Below are 21,840 nucleotides of genomic sequence, written 5' to 3' on the forward strand. Positions count from 1 at the left end.
CGAGAAATAATACTAAATATCGAACTATTAGGCATATTTCCTGAGGAAGTGAGTTTATCCACTTATCAAATTATTGATTATATTGTGGTTGTATTCCCTCCACAAAAGTCAGTTACTTAGGAAAAATTTTAAATGATCTTTGTTCATCTGTTTGACCGAGATGGGACCAACGAACACACGACGCTCGTTTATGAAAGGTGCTGGGGGGGCTACAGTAGGAATTACCGCCGGGTTAGCAGGATGTCTGTTCGGCGGCGATGACGAGGATCTCGTCATCCAGTACAACGCCGTCGACGGGTGGGCGAACTACAGTACGGTTCGCGATACGTTCACCGATGAGACGGGTATCGACTTCCCCGAAGATACGAAAAACAGCGGCCAGACGCTCAACGCGCTGACCAACGAGGCGGACAACCCGCAGGCGGACGTCGCCTATATGGGTATTTCGGACGCCATCGTGGCCGAACAGGAGGGGTTGACCGAACCCTATCAACCGGAACACTGGGATCAGATTCCCGACGACCTCAAACACGAGGACGGAGAATGGTTCTGTAATCACTACGGAACCGTCGGATGGGCGGTCAACACGGAAGAAATCGAGGATCCGCCGGAAACGTGGGAGGACCTCCTCGACGAGCGCTTCGAAGATACGATCGCGCTGTACAATCCGGAGTCCGCCTACAACGGCTTCATCAACTACGTCAACGCCAACCTCGCGATGGGTGGGTCGCTGACCGACTTCGAACCGGGAATCGACTTCTTCCAGGAGCTACAAGACCGAGGAAACATCGCGGCGATGCCCGACCAGGGCGTGACGACGAGTTTCTTCCAGGGCGAAGTTCCGATGCTGATGGCGTACGATTTCAACGCCTACGAGGCGAAGTACCTGAGCGATATGGACGAAGACAGCGTCGAAGTCATCGTTCCCGACGACAGCGCGCTCGTCATCCCGTACACGCTGAACGTCGTCAACGACGCGCCGCGTCGCGAAAACGCAGAAGCGCTGTGTGACTTCCAGCTCAGCGAACAGGGCCAACAGCTGTTTGCCGAATCGTTCGTCACGCCGGCGCGCGACGACGTCAGCATTCCCGACGACGTCGCAGAGATGATGCTTCCGGATGACGAGTACGGTGGATCCGAAGCGATCGACTACGAGGAACTCGTCGAACATCAGGGTGACATCCGAAGCGAGTTCTCCGAGGAAATCGCCTCGTAAACGACGCTAATCGCATCTCCATGATAGAACGGGTTATTACGATACCGGAGCAGGTGACGGTTCGCGGAAAGCGGGTAGACGATCTTCTCCCCTGGATTCTGAGCGTTCCGTTCGCCTTGCTGTTCGTATTGTTTCTGGGCATTCCGCTGTACCGACTGTTCGAGCTGAGCTTTCAGTCCGAAACGTTCCTCGGCCACTACGTGAACATCTTCGCCGTCGGGCGGTACCGGAACGCGCTGTTCATGAGCTTCGCGATTTCGATCCTCGTGACCGCCGTTTCGATCGTCCTCGGACTGTTCATGGCGTACTTCCTGGCCAGGCGGGAGTTTACGGGCAAGCGACTCGTCGTCGCCATCATTTCGTTCCCGATTAGCTTCCCGGGCGTCCTGGTCGCGTGGGCGATGATCGTCGTCCTCGGTCGAACCGGCGTCCTGCCGCAGTTCCTCGCGTTCCTCTCGGGCGAGAGCGCCTCGACGTTCGCGATCGTCTTTAGCTTCTGGGGTCTGGTCGCCGGCTACACGTACTTTACGTTGCCTCGAGTGACCATGTCGATGGTGTCGTCGATCGAAAAAGTCGATCAGAACATCGAGGAAGCCGCACGGAGCCTCGGCGCGTCGCGTCTCCAGACGTTTCGGCACGTCACGCTTCCGGTGATCGCACCGGCGATCGCCTCCGCAGTCACGCTCGCGTTCAGCGTCTGTATGGCGGCATTCGGGACCGCACTGCTCATCGCAAGCGGTGTCGTGGACATTCTCCCACTGATGATCTTCAACGTCATCATGGGTCAGCAGGATTACGCGGCCGGCGCGGCGATGGCGGTCGTCCTGACGATCATCACGGTCAGCGTGATCTACGGCTACCGACGAAAGTTCGGAGGGAGCGTCTATGCCTGAATCGGGACTCGGCTCGCGACTTCCCGACCTCGACTACGGGCTGTTCGCGTTCTACCTCGTCTGCGTAGCGGTGCTGACGTTCATCTTACTCCCGGTGTTCGTCGTGTTCTTCTACTCGTTTTTCGGCTCTGCCGTCGGCGGTCTCAGCAGGCCGACGCTCGAGTTCTACGAGGGTGCGATCTCGAACAACCTGGATGCGATCATACTGAGCATTCAGATCGCCGTTATCACGGTGATCGTGGACATCATCGTCGGTGTCCCGGCGGCGTACACGCTCGTTCGCTACGAGTTCCCGTTCAAGCGCCTGCTCACCGAGTTGACGATCCTTCCGATGGCGATCCCCGGGATCGTCATCGGCGTCGCGATCGTCCGGAGTTGGGGTGCACCACGGTTCGGGATCGATATCGGCGGAACCGTCGAGATCATCATCATCGGGCACATCCTGTTTACGATTCCGTTCGTTATTCAGGTGACCATGGCGACGCTCGAGTCGATCGATTACCGGCGCCTCGAAGAGAGCGCGCGAAGTCTCGGTGCCGGCTGGCTGCGGACGTTCGTCTACGTGATTATCCCGAACATCTACAGCGGAATCATCGCGGGATCGATCATGGCGTTTGCACTCTCGCTCGGCGAGTTCAACATCAGCTTCTTCGTCTACACGCCACAGAACACGACGCTGCCGATCGCCCTCTTCGGCGGGTTCCGAACGGCGACAGTCGGTGAAGCGAGCGCGCTCGCATCGATATTCATCCTGCTGATCGTCGGACTCTTGCTCATCGTCCAGCTGATCAGCGACGAGGGAGTCAAACTCGGAGGGAACGTATAACGATGACTGAAGTTACACTCGATAACATTACGAAACGGTTCGGATCGGAAACGGCAATCGAAGACGTCTCTCTGACGGTACGGGACGGCGAAGTGCTCTCGATCGTCGGTCCCTCGGGCTGTGGGAAATCGACGACGCTCCGGACGGTCGCCGGTTTCGAGACGCCGACCGAAGGTCGGATCATGTTCGACGAAACGGACGTCACGGACGTCCGAGCGGAGAACCGAAACGTCGGACTCGTCTTCCAGGATTACGCCCTATTCATGAACATGTCCGTGATGGAAAACGCCACGTTCGGACCGCGCATGAAGGGCGTCCCGAAAGAAGAGCGCGAGGCGAAAGCGATGGAGCTGCTGGAGCTGGTCGGCATCGAAGAGCTCGCGGACAGAGATCCCGCGAGTCTCTCCGGCGGTCAACAACAGCGCGTCGCCCTGGTACGTGCGCTCGCCGTCGAACCGGAGATACTGCTCCTAGACGAGCCGATGACCGGTCTCGACGCGAAGCTGAAAAAGCGACTCCGCCGCGAAATCGGACAGCTACTGACCGACATCGGCGTCACGACGCTGTACGTCACGCACGACCAGACCCAGGCGATGGCGATGGCCGACCGCGTCGCGGTGTTGAACGACGGCCGTATCGAGCAGATCGGAACGCCGGAAACCGTCTACGAGCAGCCGGCGAATCCCTTCGTCGCGAACTTTATCGGAACGTCGAACCTGCTGCCGGCGACCGCAAACGGCGAGGCGGTCGACCTCGGCTTTGCGACGGTGGAAGTCGACGAGTTGCCCACCACCGACGGCGACGTCACGGTCGTCACGCGGCCGGACGACTTCACGCTGAACGGCGGGCCGATCCAGGCCGACGTCCTCGATACGTTCTACATCGGCGGAACCGTCCAGATGATCGTCGAACTCCCGGACGGGAACCAGATCTCGCTGAACGTCAACCCGAAGCAATCCGACGTCACGGGCGTCGGTCCGGGCGACCAGGTCGGACTCTCGCTCGACGCATCGAACGTCCACGTCGTCTCCTGACGGAGACCCCACCTCGCTGACGCGGACTGTTTTCCCTCCCGAATCGGTTCTGGACGTCGCGTCGGATCTCCGCGACTGGCGTACAGCTCCGCGTGTTTCCACTCGAGCGCTCGGGACGAGCGATGGCCCTCACGGACGTGCGTACGAACGAAAAATTCGGTGACGGGAACGTCGACGGTCGTCGATCGCTACACCGACGGCCGGTCGGATCGTCGTTCGTTATCGCTCCTCGAGCGGAACGAACTCCGAATCCTCAGGGCCGGTGTATCGGGCGCGGGGTCGGATGAGCCGGTTGTCCTCCTGGTACTCGAGGACGTGTGCGATCCAGCCGCCGGCGCGGCTCATCGCGAAGATCGGGGTGTACATATCGATCGGAATGCCGAGCTGGTAGTAGACCGAGCCGGAGTAGAAATCGACGTTCGGGGCGATGCCCTTCTCGACGAGGCCCTTCTCCTCGGCGAGGTACTGCTCGATCGTCGTGGTGTAGTCGTACCACTTGTCCTCGCCGTTTGCGGCGAGTTCTTCGCTACGCTCTTGGAGGATCTTCGCGCGCGGGTCCTTGACGTTGTAGACGCGGTGGCCGAACCCGGGGATGCGCCGACCCTGCTCGGTCGCCTGCTCGACCCACTCGCGGTGGTCGAGGTCGCTCTCGTCGATCTCGATCAGGACCTCCATGACGTCCTGGTTTGCGCCGCCGTGGAGCGGCCCCGAGAGTGCGCTGATGCCGCCGGTGACGGCGCTGTAGATGTCCGCCATCGTCGAACCGATCACCATCGAGGTGAACGTCGAGGCGTTCAGCCCGTGATCCGCATGAAGGATCAGCGCCTGATCGAACGTCTCCGCCGCGATGTCGTCCGGCTGCTCGCCGGTCAGCATGTAGAGGAAGTTCGCGGCAAGACCGAGGTCGGGCCGCGGCTCGATCGGACTCTCGCCCAGTCGATAGCGTTCGAACGCGGCGAGCGCGGTCGGGATTTTCGCCGTGATGCGTCGCCCCTTGCGAAGCGTCGCCTCCAGGTCATCGGGGTCAGCGTCGGCTTCGGGTTCGGAAGCCGAGAACATCGACACCGCGGTCCGAAGGGCGGCCATCGGCCGATCGCCGGCGTCGGCCAGCCGTTCCATCGTCGCGAGAACGTCGTCGCTGACGTCGCGCTCGTCGGCCAGCGCGTCCGTAAATCGATCGAGTTCGTCCTTGTTCGGGAGGTGTCCGTTCCACAGGAGATAGAGCACTTCCTCGTAGCTCGCGCCGCGAGCGAGGTCCTCGATCGGATACCCCCGATAGATCAGTCGGCCCGCATCACCGTCGATCGAGCTGAGTTCGGACTCTGCAACGAGAACACCCTCAAGCCCTTTTTCGAGGTCGTCAACCATACTCGCAGTTTCGCATCCCGATGGAAAAGTATTGTCGTTTGGTCGTCCTCACGGCCGAACGCGTCCGTTGTCCCCATTTACTCGACAGTACGGAGTAACCGACACGGTCGATCGGGAGTTCCTACTGGACGGCTGTCCAGTTAATCCGGCAAAGTGGAACGATAATTCGTTACTCGTCAAGAACGGCGGCCATCAGCTTCGTCTGGGCGGCGGCGAGGTGCTCGGAGAACGTCGAGCGCGCCACGCCGAGTTCCTCGGCCACTTCCGTCGCGTTCGCCCCCTTGGGATAGGCGAAGTAGCCCATCTCGTGGGCCGTCTCGAGTACCTCTCGTTGTCGAGGCGTCAGCGCGTCCAGATCGACGATCGCGCGATCGCCACCCGCTCCGGCGGCGCCGCGTGTCAGCTCCTCGACGACGACGCCCTCGAACCGATCACGAAGGCCCTCGACGACGACGGCGACCTCCTCGAGATCGCCCGTCCGAAACGAGATTAAGAGCGATCCGTCCTGGGCGCGAACCGAGGAAATCGGCGTTCCGAGTCCCTCGACGACCTCGCAGGCGCAGTCGTCGCGTTCGCGCTCGAACCGGTAGACACCGCCGTCGCCGTCCGACCGGAGTCGCGTCACCTCGACGTCGAGCGTCGCATCCTCGAGCGCCGTCGCCCGAGGAGCGTCGAACTCCTCGACGGTGACGCCGTCCGACGCCCGGGTCCAGTTAACCGATCCGATCGAGTCGTCGCTGGCGGCGGAGACGCTCGCGACCGGACAGTCCGTCGGCTCGTGTACGACGACGGTTGCGCGGAATCCGGTCATCGGATGTTCGTTCGACGGACGCCTCCATAACCGGCGACCGGAATTCCCACGCGTTGAAAACGTCACGTCGTCCGGCGTGTACCCGACTTTCGCCGTTTCGTCCGAGTACGGGAGATGGCAAGTAGAGAGTATAAGAGGCCAGTATATCCGATACTTCGGAATTCAAAGTATTGGCACAGGTTCGCCCGAGTCCACGTCTGACGAACGATTAAGTGGACCGAACGGTAACTAGCGTGTGAATGGGAAACAAGAACAAGACGATCTCGTTTCGAGTCAACGAGGACGCCTTCGAGGCGCTTCAGGACATCGCGACGGAGCGAGACATCTCGCTGTCGGCGGTGTTTCGCGACTACGTCGACCTGCTGGTCGATCACGACGGACAGGTGACCGTCGTCCCCGACCACGAACTCGAGACCGGCGCGAGCGACGACGGCGATCGCTCGTTTCCGCCGACCGTCGAGGTTCCGAAGAGTTTCATTCGGGAACACGAGCGCTTAGAGCTCGAGGCGGAGCACCTCCGCGAACAGCTCGACGAGTACAACGCCTACGTCACCGATCTGCAGGACCGACTCGAGGGCGAGGAGGACGAGATCCTGTTGCTCGACGATCTGGACGACGAAGAGTCCTACCAGCTCCGGTAAGGCGGATTCCGCCGGGCTCCGATCCGCCGAGTTCCGGTCAGCGGGTGAGATTTCGCTTTTCGCGTCGAATCTCGTCGGTCGTCTCGCCCGCGCCGTCGACCCGTGCGAGCCCCTCGGCGGCCTCGAGCGTCCGAACGCCGTTGTCGAGAAAGGAGAGAACGTCGCCCGTGTACGCATAGACCATGTAGTCGTCGCTCATCACGTCGACGATCGCGTTCGGACCGAGTCCCTGGGCTCGCAACTCGAGTAGGTACCGGATGAACTTCCGCTCCGGACAGCCACAGTAGGGGTTGTTGTCACAATCACAATCGAGAAAATCGCCCGCGAAATCGAGAACGCGATCGCGGGTGGCCTCGTCGAGCTTCTCGAGGCCCGCACCCTGAAAGAGGACGTCGAGCGTCGCCCCCTTGAACGCCCCTTTCGGGATGTTCGTCTCGAGCTGGGAGCTGAGTTGACGGTGGTTTTTGACGTAGATCTTATCGGTGATAGCCACGCGTTGGAAGGGGTACGGCCCCACCGCCGAAAAACGTCTCGATCACGGGCGATCGGCCTCGTCGGCGCTGGCGACGATTCGGCACTGCCTGACACACCGCCCGTACTCGAGTCGTAACGTATTTCAGGTCAACCACCCCTAACTCAACTTGCAACACGTGTCCGGGTTGGGGTAGTGGTTATCCTTCAGCCTTGTGGAGGCTGAGACGCGGGTTCGATTCTCGCACCCGGACTTTTTCACGACGACTATCGGGAGGAGTGGAAAAGCCGGAAGGAGAGATCGAACCCTGGAAGTCGCAGCGTCGAGCGAAGCGAGGCGACCGTCTTCCTTCGGTTCATTCTCGCACCCGGACTATTCTGCGACGAACGGACGTGAGGAGAGAATAGTCCCAGGAGAGACCGAATCACGCGAGACGACCATCGCAGTGTTTCAATCCCGTTCTGGGTTTTCTCCCGGCTGCAACCTCCGTCCCATCAGAATCGTAGCGCGAGAGCGTCACGGTTTCAATCCCGTTCTGGGTTTTCTCCCGGCTGCAACTACTTACGTAGACGCAGTCTTGCGTTTTCTTGTGCTGTTTCAATCCCGTTCTGGGTTTTCTGCCTTCTGCGACACCAGTGCGACCGTTGCGAGCAGACGTTCAGCGGTTGTTTCAATCCCGTTCTGGGTTTTCTGCCTTCTGCGACAAACATTAGCCAAGGGGTGGTGATTGGATGTCATGTTTCAATCCCGTTCTGGGTTTTCTGCCTTCTGCGACAGCGGAGCTCGTCAGCAACGAACCGTACATGCGCGAGTTTCAATCCCGTTCTGGGTTTTCTGCCTTCTGCGACAGCCGGGGGAGTCGATGTCGATTATCGGAGTGCCGCGTTTCAATCCCGTTCTGGGTTTTCTGCCTTCTGCGACGCGGCGCTCGAGCACCTCACCCACTCGACGACTCAGTTTCAATCCCGTTCTGGGTTTTCTGCCTTCTGCGACCCACCATCTTTCTCGGCCGCCCAGTCGTCGAAGCGTTTCAATCCCGTTCTGGGTTTTCTGCCTTCTGCGACACGACGACGGCGTCTCGATCCTCAATCGGATGGCTGAGTTTCAATCCCGTTCTGGGTTTTCTGCCTTCTGCGACGCCAGATCACCCGAAGACGCGGGAGCACATTGCACTGTTTCAATCCCGTTCTGGGTTTTCTGCCTTCTGCGACTGAAAAGCTCGAGCGCCTGGAAGACGTCGCGCTCTGTGTTTCAATCCCGTTCTGGGTTTTCTGCCTTCTGCGACCTCGTTCACCCAAGGCGAGTCATCTGAGGCTTCCAGTTTCAATCCCGTTCTGGGTTTTCTGCCTTCTGCGACGGTCGATGTCGAGCCATTCGGAAACGGCGATGTGTTTCAATCCCGTTCTGGGTTTTCTGCCTTCTGCGACCGATAGCCTCTCCGACGGAACGGCCTACGACTATCAGTTTCAATCCCGTTCTGGGTTTTCTGCCTTCTGCGACGATCTCGACATGATCCAAGATGCGGCGACGATCGCGTAGTTTCAATCCCGTTCTGGGTTTTCTGCCTTCTGCGACGGGGCAACTAACACCACACCACCCCCGCCGTTACGTTTCAATCCCGTTCTGGGTTTTCTGCCTTCTGCGACGCATGCTTCGTGAGCCCCACGAAGCGCGGTCGGGCGGTTTCAATCCCGTTCTGGGTTTTCTGCCTTCTGCGACGCATGCTTCGTGAGCCCCACGAAGCGCGGTCGGGCGGTTTCAATCCCGTTCTGGGTTTTCTGCCTTCTGCGACTCGACGGGAATCTTGTGCTGTTTTGACCCACGGGCATGTTTCAATCCCGTTCTGGGTTTTCTGCCTTCTGCGACCGTCGCAGAAGTCGAGGTCAACATGTCCAGGGGTGAGTTTCAATCCCGTTCTGGGTTTTCTGCCTTCTGCGACAGCTTCGAGCCGCTGATCGAGCCGATCGGGACGGTGTTTCAATCCCGTTCTGGGTTTTCTGCCTTCTGCGACATCCGCGATAGTCCCCCGATGTGGCCCGGTCAACCCGTTTCAATCCCGTTCTGGGTTTTCTGCCTTCTGCGACGACTAGTCATCATCCACCTGAATCTGCAAAGAGCGATGTTTCAATCCCGTTCTGGGTTTTCTGCCTTCTGCGACCTCACTGTTAGTGAATAGGATCAACTCTTCATCGCTGTTTCAATCCCGTTCTGGGTTTTCTGCCTTCTGCGACACCGATCCGCTTCGCGATGCCGTTGGGGAGATTCGGTTTCAATCCCGTTCTGGGTTTTCTGCCTTCTGCGACCAGTCGTCTTTCGTCATTCGCTCGAGTACGTACGGTTTCAATCCCGTTCTGGGTTTTCTGCCTTCTGCGACGTGTCCACACCCGGCACTGAACGACTCCCGCTTAATCGTTTCAATCCCGTTCTGGGTTTTCTGCCTTCTGCGACAACAGTGGCGTGCTGAAGGCGGCGATCACGTTGAGGTTTCAATCCCGTTCTGGGTTTTCTGCCTTCTGCGACACGTTCCCAAACCGGTGATTGAGCATTTCGAGGAAAGTTTCAATCCCGTTCTGGGTTTTCTGCCTTCTGCGACTCGTTGCCGGTCCCGAATGCACCCACTTCTCGACGTTTCAATCCCGTTCTGGGTTTTCTGCCTTCTGCGACCGACGCCACCGAAGATGTCACCTACAAGACTACCGCCGTGTTTCAATCCCGTTCTGGGTTTTCTGCCTTCTGCGACCCTGCAGCGAGCGTCATGTCCAGTGCATAGAGGTTCGGTTTCAATCCCGTTCTGGGTTTTCTGCCTTCTGCGACGTATCGTCGTGGGAGTCGATCCGGTACTGGAGCTTCGGTTTCAATCCCGTTCTGGGTTTTCTGCCTTCTGCGACCATTTCGCCGAGTGTCTTTTCGTCGGTGCCGTCGTTTCAATCCCGTTCTGGGTTTTCTGCCTTCTGCGACCGAGCAGGAGCAGACGCGCTTCCTGCCCGACGACGGTTTCAATCCCGTTCTGGGTTTTCTGCCTTCTGCGACCGATCGTCAATGTCGAAAGTGATCAGAACCGAATCGTTTCAATCCCGTTCTGGGTTTTCTGCCTTCTGCGACATGTCGCTGGTATCGGTTATGCCAAAGAAGATGTGCCGTTTCAATCCCGTTCTGGGTTTTCTGCCTTCTGCGACCTTGCCGTCTGATCCAGGTCTTCATGTCGCTAGTTTCAATCCCGTTCTGGGTTTTCTGCCTTCTGCGACTAAACGGCAATAGTCTCTCTCATTCGGGAGAGCTTGGTTTCAATCCCGTTCTGGGTTTTCTGCCTTCTGCGACGTCCGCTGTCGGCCGGACCGACGCGATCGTCGGGAAGTTTCAATCCCGTTCTGGGTTTTCTGCCTTCTGCGACAGGGGGTGAAAATACGTCGAGACGGATCAAAAACGTTTCTTATTGCTTCAAAACAACCTCGAGATTCGTCGACAGGGGCTGTACAGATTCTTAATAAAGGTCGACGAAGATCAGATCACGTTCGATTGCTCATCAGGTGGTTCATCACCCAAATCGGTCGTTGCGTCTTGACAGGCACTACAGAGTCGATAGATTCGGATTCGATCACCGTCACTTGGAGAAATCTGTGACTCGAGTTGGTCCTCGAGTTCGACGCGATCGGTTTTCGAAATTTCGAGTTCGAACACGCTGTACTGTTTCCAGGCCCCGTAGCGCTCGAGAGTGCGATAGACCCGTCGTCGGTTCGCGTCGTCGCTGACGTCGTATGTAATTGCTAGTCGCATGGTTATCGGTCGAAAGTAAGCGGGTGGTAGTCGTCCAGTTCGTCGGTGATCACCTTTCGAAGCAGGATTGCTTGTTGACGAATGGCCTTTCGACGAGACACAGTATATTCGAAGTACGGATGCGTGAACTCTTCTTGCATGTAGTCATCGAATTTCGAGAGGTACGTGTCGAACGCGTCATCTCGAAGCCGGTTGTCCGTTCGGAAATCGTCGTGCGTGATCGCTCCGCGATTGACGAGTCGGGTTACGAACGCATCACAGAAGATTGGCCGGAACTCCTCTTGCAAATCGAGTGCGAGTGACGGGCGTCCGTGCCGGTCGGCGTGAAGAACGCCGAGAAACGGATCGAGATTGTACTGCCGCAGCGCCGCCAAAACCTCGTTTTTCATGAAGACGTACGTCAACGAGAGGAGCGAGTTGATGTGATCCTCCGGCGGCCGTTTCGACCGCGTTTCGAACGTCCAGCCGTCAGTCAACGTCTCGTCGAGTCGTGCGAAGTACCGTTCCGCCGCTTCGCCCTCTGTTCCACGCAGATCGTCTTTCGATGTTGCCTTTTCCGTACGAACGCCGAGGTCTTTCAGCACCTCCGTTCCATGAACGCCCTTCCGAGAGAGCAGCGTCCGTGCGTTTCTGATCTTTCCCGAAATCATCGCTTTGGCGATCTCGAGTTCCGCATCGTCCGAGAGCGCATATTGTGCCCGACGAACCTCTGCAATCGTGTTCTTCTCGGGGACGAAACTCCCGCGATACTTTCCATGCTGGGTGAAATAGTTGAGTACGATGCCGTGTTCGTTCGCTTTCGCGACGAACGGCGTCGAGAAGTTCACTCCGCCGAAGACGTTGATCGTATCGACCTTCTCGATCGGCCTCGAGGCGAGTCGTCCCTCGTCGCCGTCAACGTCCCAGACGACGATTCGACCGCCGTCGACCTGTACCTGGGACCCCTGTCTCGTGACGAACAGTACCGCCTCATCGTACATTCCTTCGGATGCTTTCATATCTCGTCCTCCCAGCCGGTTCCAGCCGCTTTCTCGGGCTCGAGGCGTGCAGTTTCTGCTGGCATGCAGTACTCTCGAGCCGAACAGGCCTCGCATTTCTCTGGGTTGTCGGTCAACGGTGGTATCGAGCCAACAGACATTTCTTCGATTCGGGTGATGATTTCACGGACTGTCCGTCGGTGACGATCCGTAATTCGAACAGCATGCCGTTCATCAGTCGAATACAGATAGATGTAGCCGACGTTCACCGGTTCGTTGAGTGCGGCTTCAAGTAACATACAGTAGCCGGTGAGTTGCACCTCGTCGCTCGGATAGTACTGCCCACTTTCGGAACGCTTCCGCTCAACTGGAGTGAAAACTCCACCTTCCGATTCTATCAGGTCGATTTTTCCGTGTAGCTTGAGCTCGTCAGCCCTGAAGTATCGTTCAGTGATCCATCCTCCTCTGTTCGATTGATTCTGGTGTTTCGATCGACCATCAACGAGTTCGTACGGGGTACCAATCTCGTCGTGGTATCGCTGGTAATAGAACCGGCGTGGGCAGTATACATACTCATTCAATGCACTAACGTGAACGACCTTGTCCCGTTGTCCAACGGTCGGTGGCGACTTCAAAAATCAAGCACCTCATCGAACGTACTCGACTTTTCCTGTATTTTGTCTTGGACACGACAATGGAGATACAGGGCGTCATGGCCAAATGCCACTGCTGCTTCCCCTTCTGAGTAGAGGAGTGAATAGATGAAGCCAAATGAGCCGAGCGAGTACTGATTCTGAATTTGCGAGACGTGCCCCTCGAGCGGATAACAAAGGATCTGGTCGGTGGAGAGGTCGTCCTTTAATATATCCACACCGTTGACGCTAGGTGTCACTTCGACCTCTAAACCAGTACAGACCTCTGGTGTACGGATATCTCGAGGATGGTCACTCAGAAGGCTATAGAGTTCACCCGTTGCTTTGTACGTGAAAAGCCTCCCAGAGACCTGATCACCATCTATCCCGGATGATTGGCCATCATACTCCCCTCGGTAAATACAGTAGCCGCTACTGTACGGTTCTAATCTTGACACTTGGTCAATAAGTTCGCTTGGGATATGAGTTAAGAAGTCATCTCGAGTGTGGAACGAAATATCAGAATGCCGGAGAAGGTACGGAAGGTTGTACGTTTGAACAGTCTGTGAGCGCTGGTTGTAAACAAGCGTCTGGACGCTTTCCCCTCGGTAGGTTTTCAACGTCTTGAGGAGTTCCGAATTAGCTACCTCGTGTATCCGTTGGAGATCGCTTTCAGAGAGACCACCCTGTTCTCCATTAAAGAAGTGACTTTCAATCCGATGCCAACCAGCCTTTCGAACGGCCAGTTGGTCATCGGGTGGTGCATCTTCTACTCGCTCTTCGACGTGATCGTAGGCCTCTACAGCAGAGTACCGCCAGTCAAACGAAGCGGGCGTGGATGAATCGACATAGGCTGATTTGACGCGCTTTTCGAACTCTGAGCGATCAACCCATCGTCCACTGAGAGAGTCTGCAAGCGGTTCGAGATCATGAAAGAGATAGGGGGGCGCGTACGCAAACGCAGCAGAACGGTCAGAACGGGTGCGAAGTCGTCCAAGACGCTGGAAGAAACTCGCAGCATCGTGGCCCGAGAATACGATCTGATCTGTATCGAAGTCGACACCGACCTCGACGGCAGAGTTACTCACTAACGTGTCGAACGTGTCGATTTTCTCCCGAACGCCATCACGATGGAATCCGTCGATTCGCTCAACACGAGTGAGATCCGCACGGCATAAGCGATCATACACGCGATCAATTTCGTGAACCCCATCGAGCATGATAACCGTCCGGCCGGTGGCCAATCGCTCCAACACGACTTCGTCGTTGTCTAGCATTTCTGTCGCGGTTCCGAACGTCGGTGCTGGCTCGATTAACAAATCTACAGGAGGTAAGACCGCGCGGTAGTCTGCAGGTAAATTACCCGGTGAAAACGATATTGTAGATGGTGTCTCCCCTGAGATTGCGGGGTGAGGAGTATTCCGCCAGCCAAAGTCGTCGACTCGATAATATGGTGCAATCATCGCCTCTTCGAATTGCCGTTCGAGGCGCACTTCTGGGGTTGCACTTAGGAAGACGAGGTAATTTAGCCGACAAATAGACTCGTTAGTATCGTACATCTCGTCGAGGAGAAAGAGCATCGTATTCCGCTCTTTTCGTGTTGCCCGATGGAACTCGTCAACGACTGCAACTTCGAATCGCTTAATCTCCCCAATTCGTTCACGGTAGATCTCTCGTCGGAGCAATACGAATATGTCGGGGTTCGTGAGGAGGATGACGGTCCTCCGACTAGAGAAGGCTTGCTTCAGAAGCAACGAGAGACGTTTACCGTTCGAACTGGCTTCGGGAAATTGCTCCGCATATTCGTTCTGGAGTGTTTCACTGGTGACCGCCAATAGTTGACAATTATCTCCACCATCGACATCACTCAACAAGTCAGAAATATTTCTATTTTGGTCTTCGATGAGGGCGTTCGTTGGGTAGACCGCGACTGTTGACAGCCCTTCTGAAATCACAGGTGCGAGCCAGGAGAGCGTTTTGCCCCCACCGGTGGGTGCATCGTTTACGAATGTCCCGGGTTCACGGGCTGTAAGCGCATCGTGGAGTGCCCACTGGTGTCGGTACGGGGTGATACCGTCCACCGGATACTCGCCCGGATACGTACGAAGTCCAAGTCCAGCAAGCTGGAACGAGACTGAATCGGGATTAGACATCGTCCCGTTTTGTCGCGAGGAATTTCGCACCAGCTGGGTAATATATCCTCGATTCGTTCCGATACGGGGGCTCAATTGCGTAGTGGTCAGCGTCGAACTCCCCTTCGAACCAGACCGGTGTCGGTTGCATCTGTTTCATCACGACGCCACCGGTCGGCGTTGTGTCGTGATCGTATACGCTCAACGGATGTCCCAGATTGAACCTGCCCGATCGGCGTTCGGCGTCGACAATTCGATAACTGACGTGTCCCTTCCCCCGCTTCTTTCCGAGTCGGATATACGACGGGAGCCGTGTAGCTACCTCACTCGCGTCTTGTCCGTACGGAAATACGTAGAAACGGAACGTGTTTTCGGGCGCTAACGCCCGCTCACGCTCGAACGTCGGGAGATTCTTATCAGCCCGGCCAGTGGGGTCGTCAGTTGCTGGGTAGTTGGGCGTCGCGTAGGTGTCACTTCGAGCGTTTCGATTCGTCGTGAGATATTCCGTACGAGCCGTGCCTTGCCGTTCGACACGAGCGGGAGCCGCGGGGGTAACGTACACTTCGTCGACTACATCAGCGGTGTCTTCGATGTAGGTCGGCTGGTGGACCACATCCACGTATCGTCCACTCGCAATGCCGAGGGCGTAGTGCAACGCTGTGTTTAGGATACATGGATCTGTATCGGTCATTCGACCCACTTCTCGTGAGGCGAATCCAACTTTGCCGTGCGTCGTGAGCGTTGCTTCGATGATCTGCATGGCAGCCCCGTCAGTCCCCGTCAGTTGCAATTGCGTCTTCGATGAACTCCTCAGAATGCGGTCGCTGGGCTTCTAGGATAGCCTCGAGTTCATCATCTGCAGCCACCTCGATGAGTTCATTCACGACTGCCTGATCAACTGGATTCTGTGCAACCTCTTCTGTACAAGCAGCATCGTACGCATCTCGGACGTACTCACTTGCCTCCGAAATGTCGAGCGCTGGTGCCTGAACGACGTCACCTAACGTATAATCGCTATCTGCAGCGAACGACGTAATGACATTTGCCGTGAGTTCCCGGTTCGAAGGGCCTTCCTCGGAGCCGGTGTACACGCCAAGGATGTGGTTTTTGACGCGGCCAAGCCGCGTCGTTGCTGCACCGTAGCGCTTGTTTCGTTTCGTGATCGCCACGACGAACGCCACTTCGGCAGGCGTCGCGTCTCGGAGCGTAATTGCACACGGGAAAAGTGACCCCGGTTCGAAGAAATCCGGCTCGCGGATAGTTGAACGGGAACCTTTGGCGTAATCTTCCCCTGGTGCGTTCTGGAACTTCTCATCGATGCACGCGCTTGCGTCCCGAACGCTAAACGCCGTATCGTACATCACTCGTGAGGTGACGCCAATATCGACGTCATCATCGCCGCTTGCTGCGCTCCCATAGAGAGCCGACTCGACGGAACGAGGATTCATGTTGTTTACCTCCATCGAGTCATCTTCCTCATAATCCAGCAGCTCGCGCTGAATGGCCTTTCCCATGCGACGGTCACTGCCAGTTTGTTTTCGCATGAACATGATCCCTGGCGAGTACTCGATACTCGCATCTTCTCCGACGACTGACAACGAAGCGATGTCTGCGTCCTCGCCGTTAGTCGTAAAGATCGCGTGACTTTCGAGTTCTCTGAGTGCCAGGATCGTCGTGTAGTTGGTTCCTGGTGTGTTCGTCATTTCGTCGATCGGAACGGTACCGCTCTCTAGCGCCGTAGTGATTGATTCTGGTAGCATTGGTTACTCCATCTCCGTGTCCGCGTCGTTACTTTCGTTCGTTTGGTCACGCTCTTCGTAGAATCTCGATTCTGCCCTGAGCGTTGCGCCAAAGAACCCGTCGGCAAGGTTGTTTTTGAGGCGTTTCAGCTGCGAGGGGCGACCGTTTGCGATACCATAGAGGATTTCGTCTACGAAGAACTCGGAATAGTCCTCAATGCGTTCTTGCAATGGTGTACCTGAATTTGAGTCTTCTGCGCTGACTGGGTAAACCGCATTGACTTTTGACGGGACCAATCTTTTTTGAAGTCGTCCTGAGACGAGCATCACGTAGTCGTCTCGGCTGAGCTGTTCGCCTGTCTTCGATACCGCTTTCACACTCTCGCGAAAGACTCGTTCGACGCGATGAGGTTTTCGTCCGTGGCCGCTTGCGGGACGGATAGCGTCGTAAGCGAGATTGGCGAGTTGTGTGATGCGGCTGTGTGGTGTTTCACTCATATTTGAACCGTACTGCTTGATGCCGGCTTGCTCATCGAGCGTAACAGCGTACCTCATCAGGGCGGGAATATACGGCCCCTCATCTGAGGATTGGGCTGCTCGTTTGAGCAGGTACGACCCCGGGAGCAACTCGTTACGAGTAACCCGAAGGTACTTTGCGAACAGCGAGTCCGTTCGAGAGTCTCCCTGCAAGGCGTGGCCGAGTTTGATTAGTGCCGCTGCAGACCGAAGTCGGCCCTGTAATTCAGAGAGTGGTACGCTGTCTCCATAGAATGAAGTTGCTTGGCTGAAACCACCCCCGATCTTCACGAACTCTTGGAAGTCGCGTGATCGGATTTCCGGGATAGGAGATGCGCTGAGGTACACTCGCATTCCCGTGTAAGAACTGATCGAAAGCGCGAGAAAGGTCCCGAAGAATTGGAACTCGGTATCGTTGTCGGAATTTTTAAAGTAACCCACAGTCTGCGCACCGAACTGCAGATTCTGATCGAAATCTTGAGATAACGACTCGATCATTGTTCGCCCTTTTCCTTCGGGCTGGGTCAGTTCGTTCATGACTGAAGCGAACTCTTCCGAAGATTCGGTGTCGAATACGGCCTCTGCGAGCCGTCCAATCCGGACGCGGTTCTCACCAGTAAACCGATTGATTGTTCGAGAATACAGCTGCCAAGAAAATGGCGTATAGAAGTAATCTGGCACCAGGTGGAAAAATAGCCGACCGGGTCCTCGACGTTGAGAAGCTGTCTCCCGAAGGGAAAACTCAATTCGGCAGGCAGAACACAACAGGAGCTTTTCCCGTTCATTAACTCCTATCATCTCGCGGTTGGAAAACCCACTCTGCAGCGTTGTGAGCGACTTCTTTGATTTCATTGGGCCCAAATTGCCACCTGCAGCAACGCCACGTCTACACAGTGTGCAAGTCTTCCCACGTGACTTTTTCACATATTCATCGAAGGTATCCACAGTTGATTCGGACGAAAGCAATATACCAGATCCGACTCGAAGATTCTCGCTGATAAATGCCTGTACCTCCCTTTTCAGATTTCCAGCGTGCTCATCTCTAATTAGCTGGCGCCAGTCATTGGTATCGCCAGCGAGATCACTGAGGCCAGCATCAATTATGGAGAAGATGGCATCTTCGTCATTTCGAATCTTGGGTCCGACACCGTGACAATCTAAGAGCCCCTGAGCGATAGCGTAGGAATATTCCCACTTACCCCCGCTCGTCAGTGATGAGACTGTCTCATCGGAGAGATTGTTGAGTTGGTCCGCGAGAGATTCTGGTAGATCGAACACCGCTACTGTTGCTCGAATCAGATCGTCGCCAGTTGCATCATTGTTGAGTAGCGGTCTAACGAACGACGTTTTAATCGTATTGACGAACCGTCCGAGACCATATTGTTGTTCTGTCTTGGCGAATGTTTGATCCAGACTTTCCTCCAGTAGTTGCATTGAGTCCAGTGCGGCCTCGCTAGGGTCGCCATCTTCCTTACCATCGTTGACTCCCTTTCGAACGACTGCCTGGAGCATATTTTGAGCCCCTGCGTAGAAGAAATCTGGCGAATTCAGGCTATACAACCCCTGTGAGATTGTTGAGAAATTCAACAGTAGCTGATCGGGGTTGTCATACGATGAGTGAGACTGCTTGATTGTATTTCCGAAGCGGTCCGCGATCGTTTCGGATAGTTCCTCTTCCTTCTCTAGGTTAGATGTGTCTTCTGGTGATAGATACACACACCCATCTTGATAAATCGTTAGAAGGCTGTAGCCAAATTCATCACTCAGATGGTCGTTTACCGCTCGATTAAGGAGGTTAGTGAAAATGCCACTCACGTGGTCGATCCGGTGGTGAGCCAGTTTAACGTCCACACCCGGGAAGCATTCCCGAAACTGTTTCTGTGCCCTTTCGTTCACAGCTTCTTCTGGCGTCGTCGAAGACGCCATCCCGTCTGCTAACCGAATGAAGGGCCGATATTCCTCCCACCGAAGCGTTACGTTCGTCGATTTAGCATTCTCGGTTGCGTGATGATCGACAGCACAGGAACGGAAGTCTTGCATCTCAAGCGCTGAATTTGCTTCCGACGGAGCGGTGCTGAACGCTTTGAGTCCGAGTTCATCGACGAAAGGCTCTAGCTCTGCGATTGTAATGTTGAACCGCTCTAACCGATTCTCGTCTTCATCACGAAGTTTGTGATAGTCATGAATGACTGCAAGAGCGATGAGGTGACGTAACTCTTTCGGAGAGATCGGTCTGAGACCGGCTAGTTCTGCCTGGGCCGCAAGTCGATGGAGGAAGAAAACGAGATTCCGAGTGTGATTGAGCATCGATTGGTCAACCTTCCCGTACTCGGTGCTCTTATTCGGGAGGTATAGCCAACCGGCCTCAATGAGTTTGCCGTCAATCTCGGAAAGGTACTCCATGAACACCTCGTTGAGTGCTGCCTGCTCGTCAGATACTGTCTCATCGGGAGCAAACACCTCATCAGGATTTTCAATTATCTCCTCTGGAAGGGATGCAACACCTGATTGTGACTTCTCATTTATGTGCGACTTGTCCCCCTCTCCTTCAGCGACATAGCTGAAGTCATCAATCTCACTTTGTTCATCGTCTGAACTATCACTCATTCATCCACCACCTGGATATTAACATTCCCACACCCTCGAGCGACGGCACTCCCAACCCCCGAATACTCGGCAAACAGTGCCAGCGCTGAAAGTGCGTTCTCGACGCTCTCGGACGCATCCTTGAACGCGTACGTACACCGACCCGAGAATCCCTGCCGAAAGATCGGCCGTGGATTCCCGTCATCGTCCTCCACGCGATTGACCAGCACGCTGTGAGTCCGGTAGCTCGAGTCGTCGGGCTTCTCGATGACCGACGAGGCGATCGCGTCCCGGCTGACGTCTACCTCGAGATTCTCGGGAGCCGTCCGGTTCCACTTCCCTAGCAGACTCGAGAATACGGCAGTGCGAACGGGGAACATCGTCGTTACCGAGCCAGCCTCCTCGATACAGGTTGCCGTCTCGAAATCGAACTCGAGCGATGGATCGTCGAACGAAGCCGCGGTCTCGAGCAGATCTTGGTGGCTCGAGTTCTCGCTCTCGAAGGAGTCGACGCGAAGGCTGCCGTTCGTGAGTTCGATCGAGTCTCCTTCGAGGACCAGCGCGGCGACGAGAGCTTGAAAGATCGCCTCGTCTTCGGGATCGGTAATCCCGATCGACAGTCGGTACTCCTCGTTCGGCAGGGCGAGTTTGTGGTGGGAGCGATCACTGTCGCCGAACACACCCTGTAGGCCGCTAGTGTGAAGACTACCGATCTGAGAGTCGTGAACGCGTGCGCTCGCGTCCGCATCGGCGGACTCCAGCGCACTGAGAAGGGCGCTGTACACCGAGTAGCCGTCCGACAGTGGAACGGCGAACCGCTCCTCGGGTCGCAAGCGAATCTCGACCCGGCGAGTACGGGCGCTCGAGTGTGATTGCTGTGCCATGCGATGGATACGAAAACACGACAGCAGAAGAATATAAATCCGGCGACCTATCCAACCTGGAATTCGAACAGCTGGGTTGCAATATCGTGCAACACTAAATGACGTAGTCGAGTAGTGGCCGCTAATGCGAACGTACGTCTCGCCGATCGGGTTCAACACGACCAGTGTCACGCGGACGGTACTCAATCAAGACCTCGACAAGAACGACGTCGTCGTCCTGATTCGACCCGAGCACGGGACCGACGACGACCGAGCCTCCGAAGCAATTGCAGATGTGGAACAACTATTGCAGGAAATCGAACCGAGCGTCTCCGTTTCGATCGCCCGCATCCCACACGACGACTTTTCGACTGCGGTAATGTCCTGTAGTGACGTCCTCCGCGCAGCGGAGGGATCGGTAATAGTCAATCTCGGCGGTGGTGCTCGAGACGTGGTCGTCCCGCTGACGATCGCGACCGTCGCTCACGCACACGAAATCGACTCGATGGTTGGCTTCAGCGATATCGACGGCAACGTTCGCGAGTGGGAACTGCCGACGATTCCATCGAACACTTCGAGAGGGGCGACGGAGACGCTCGAACTGATCGGCGAGGTATCTGGCTCGGTCTCGATTCCGATGCTCGAACAACAGTGCGAACTGGCAAAAAGTACGGTCACACGTCACGTCAATCAACTCGAGACCGAAGGATTAGTCACGTCGCGGACTAAAGATCGAACGAAACACGTCGAGATAACGCTCGGTGGCCAGCTCTATTTGGCCTCGAGCGGGTCAGCCTGAGTGTGTCTTCATCGACCCATATAAACAGTCTGTACAGCAGAGGTCGACGAATTCCAATGTGGAATTCGACTGCGCAGGAAGTTTTTTAGCCCCTTTGTCCGTATCTCGACCCCCTGTTGCAGCCGGGAGAAAACCCAGAACGGGATTGAAACAACGTCGCCGTCCCAGTCACGGTTTGAAAAGAGTCGCGTTGCAGCCGGGAGAAAACCCAGAACGGGATTGAAACACAGCGACCCACTCATCAGTGGGGACATTCCCTCGTTGCAGCCGGGAGAAAACCCAGAACGGGATTGAAACTTGCTGTTCGTCGTGACGGATATCGATCTAATCGTGTGTTGCAGCCGGGAGAAAACCCAGAACGGGATTGAAACCTGATCAACGAGCGCGGCGGCTGGAACGAGAGCGGGTTGCAGCCGGGAGAAAACCCAGAACGGGATTGAAACACATCGACGACGACAAGTGTCCATCCGGCTCCGCCGAGTTGCAGCCGGGAGAAAACCCAGAACGGGATTGAAACACCATCTTGCCACTCGTCGCCATCGAATGTCCGGAGTTGCAGCC

17 protein-coding genes, 1 tRNA gene and 2 CRISPR repeat arrays (1 of these 20 running past the window's edge) are annotated in these 21,840 nt (G+C 56.2%); of the genes, 7 read left to right on the top strand and 11 right to left on the bottom strand.

What is annotated here, in order from left to right:
- The first annotated feature begins 160 nt into the window (after positions 1-160).
- From EA462_RS01935 to EA462_RS01950, 4 genes are read left to right on the top strand one after another with little or no spacing between them, the layout of a single operon-like run.
- On the top strand, positions 161-1,216 hold the full coding sequence (locus EA462_RS01935) for a substrate-binding domain-containing protein (RefSeq protein ID WP_124176884.1): 1,056 nt from the start codon (positions 161-163) through the stop codon (positions 1,214-1,216).
- Positions 1,217-1,236: 20 nt separating this feature from the next.
- The gene (locus EA462_RS01940; protein WP_124176885.1) at positions 1,237-2,109 is read left to right on the top strand and encodes an ABC transporter permease; all 873 of its coding nucleotides are present in this window, start codon (positions 1,237-1,239) and stop codon (positions 2,107-2,109) included.
- Positions 2,102-2,935: an ABC transporter permease gene (locus EA462_RS01945; protein ID WP_124176886.1), complete on the top strand. Its 834-nt coding sequence runs from the start codon at positions 2,102-2,104 to the stop codon at positions 2,933-2,935. Before EA462_RS01940 ends, EA462_RS01945 begins: the two co-directional genes overlap by 8 nt.
- A 2-nt stretch (positions 2,936-2,937) precedes the next feature.
- Positions 2,938-3,969, top strand: a complete 1,032-nt coding sequence (locus tag EA462_RS01950; RefSeq protein WP_124176887.1) for an ABC transporter ATP-binding protein — start codon at positions 2,938-2,940, stop codon at positions 3,967-3,969.
- Positions 3,970-4,188: 219 nt separating this feature from the next.
- On the opposite strand, the gene citZ is transcribed toward EA462_RS01950, so the two are convergent.
- Together citZ and EA462_RS01960 are read right to left on the bottom strand one after the other, a co-directional pair.
- Positions 4,189-5,337 (bottom strand): citrate synthase, encoded by a 1,149-nt coding sequence (citZ, locus tag EA462_RS01955; RefSeq protein WP_124176888.1) that lies wholly within the window; start codon positions 5,335-5,337, stop codon positions 4,189-4,191.
- Between the two features lie 169 nt (positions 5,338-5,506).
- Complete coding sequence (locus EA462_RS01960) at positions 5,507-6,148, bottom strand: helix-turn-helix domain-containing protein (protein WP_124176889.1); 642 nt, start codon at positions 6,146-6,148, stop codon at positions 5,507-5,509.
- A 239-nt stretch (positions 6,149-6,387) separates the two neighbouring features.
- On the opposite strand from EA462_RS01960, the gene EA462_RS01965 reads away from it, so the two are divergent.
- A complete protein-coding gene (locus EA462_RS01965; RefSeq protein ID WP_124176890.1) occupies positions 6,388-6,789 on the top strand; it encodes a CopG family transcriptional regulator in 402 nt (133 codons plus the stop codon).
- 37 nt (positions 6,790-6,826) lie between these two features.
- Here EA462_RS01965 and EA462_RS01970 read toward each other — a convergent pair whose 3' ends face one another.
- Positions 6,827-7,282 (bottom strand): DUF5814 domain-containing protein, encoded by a 456-nt coding sequence (locus EA462_RS01970; protein WP_124176891.1) that lies wholly within the window; start codon positions 7,280-7,282, stop codon positions 6,827-6,829.
- A 160-nt stretch (positions 7,283-7,442) separates the two neighbouring features.
- Here EA462_RS01970 and EA462_RS01975 point away from each other — a divergent pair.
- A tRNA-His gene (locus tag EA462_RS01975) sits at positions 7,443-7,514 on the top strand.
- 194 nt (positions 7,515-7,708) lie between these two features.
- A CRISPR array of direct repeats spans positions 7,709-10,652; the repeat unit is 37 nt; unit sequence GTTTCAATCCCGTTCTGGGTTTTCTCCCGGCTGCAAC.
- 110 nt (positions 10,653-10,762) lie between these two features.
- Here EA462_RS01975 and cas2 read toward each other — a convergent pair.
- From cas2 to cas6, 8 genes are read right to left on the bottom strand one after another with little or no spacing between them, the layout of a single operon-like run.
- Positions 10,763-11,035, bottom strand: a complete 273-nt coding sequence (gene cas2, locus EA462_RS01980) for a CRISPR-associated endonuclease Cas2 (protein ID WP_124176892.1) — start codon at positions 11,033-11,035, stop codon at positions 10,763-10,765.
- 2 nt (positions 11,036-11,037) lie between these two features.
- Positions 11,038-12,033, bottom strand: a complete 996-nt coding sequence (cas1, locus tag EA462_RS01985; RefSeq protein ID WP_124176893.1) for a CRISPR-associated endonuclease Cas1 — start codon at positions 12,031-12,033, stop codon at positions 11,038-11,040.
- A complete protein-coding gene (cas4, locus tag EA462_RS01990; RefSeq protein ID WP_124176894.1) occupies positions 12,030-12,647 on the bottom strand; it encodes a CRISPR-associated protein Cas4 in 618 nt (205 codons plus the stop codon). Before cas4 ends, cas1 begins: the two co-directional genes overlap by 4 nt.
- A complete protein-coding gene (cas3, locus tag EA462_RS01995) occupies positions 12,644-14,797 on the bottom strand; it encodes a type I-D CRISPR-associated helicase Cas3' (RefSeq protein ID WP_124176895.1) in 2,154 nt (717 codons plus the stop codon). The genes cas4 and cas3 overlap by 4 nt, the downstream gene beginning before the upstream one ends.
- Positions 14,790-15,536 (bottom strand): type I-D CRISPR-associated protein Cas5/Csc1, encoded by a 747-nt coding sequence (gene cas5d, locus EA462_RS02000; RefSeq protein WP_124176896.1) that lies wholly within the window; start codon positions 15,534-15,536, stop codon positions 14,790-14,792. Before cas5d ends, cas3 begins: the two co-directional genes overlap by 8 nt.
- Before the next feature lie 10 nt (positions 15,537-15,546).
- Positions 15,547-16,536, bottom strand: a complete 990-nt coding sequence (gene cas7d, locus EA462_RS02005; RefSeq protein WP_124176897.1) for a type I-D CRISPR-associated protein Cas7/Csc2 — start codon at positions 16,534-16,536, stop codon at positions 15,547-15,549.
- 3 nt (positions 16,537-16,539) lie between these two features.
- Complete coding sequence (cas10d, locus tag EA462_RS02010) at positions 16,540-19,638, bottom strand: type I-D CRISPR-associated protein Cas10d/Csc3 (RefSeq protein WP_124176898.1); 3,099 nt, start codon at positions 19,636-19,638, stop codon at positions 16,540-16,542.
- Positions 19,635-20,501 carry a CRISPR system precrRNA processing endoribonuclease RAMP protein Cas6 gene (gene cas6 / locus EA462_RS02015; protein ID WP_124176899.1) on the bottom strand — a complete coding sequence of 289 codons (867 nt, stop codon included), beginning with the start codon at positions 20,499-20,501 and terminating at the stop codon, positions 19,635-19,637. The genes cas10d and cas6 overlap by 4 nt, the downstream gene beginning before the upstream one ends.
- Before the next feature lie 124 nt (positions 20,502-20,625).
- Between cas6 and csa3 the strand changes: the two genes are divergently transcribed.
- Positions 20,626-21,279, top strand: a complete 654-nt coding sequence (gene csa3 / locus EA462_RS02020) for a CRISPR-associated CARF protein Csa3 (RefSeq protein WP_124176900.1) — start codon at positions 20,626-20,628, stop codon at positions 21,277-21,279.
- Positions 21,280-21,394: 115 nt separating this feature from the next.
- A CRISPR array of direct repeats spans positions 21,395-21,840; the repeat unit is 37 nt; unit sequence GTTGCAGCCGGGAGAAAACCCAGAACGGGATTGAAAC; it runs 6,520 nt beyond the window's last position.

Source organism: Natrarchaeobius halalkaliphilus, assembly GCF_003841485.1.
GTDB lineage: Archaea > Halobacteriota > Halobacteria > Halobacteriales > Natrialbaceae > Natrarchaeobius > Natrarchaeobius halalkaliphilus.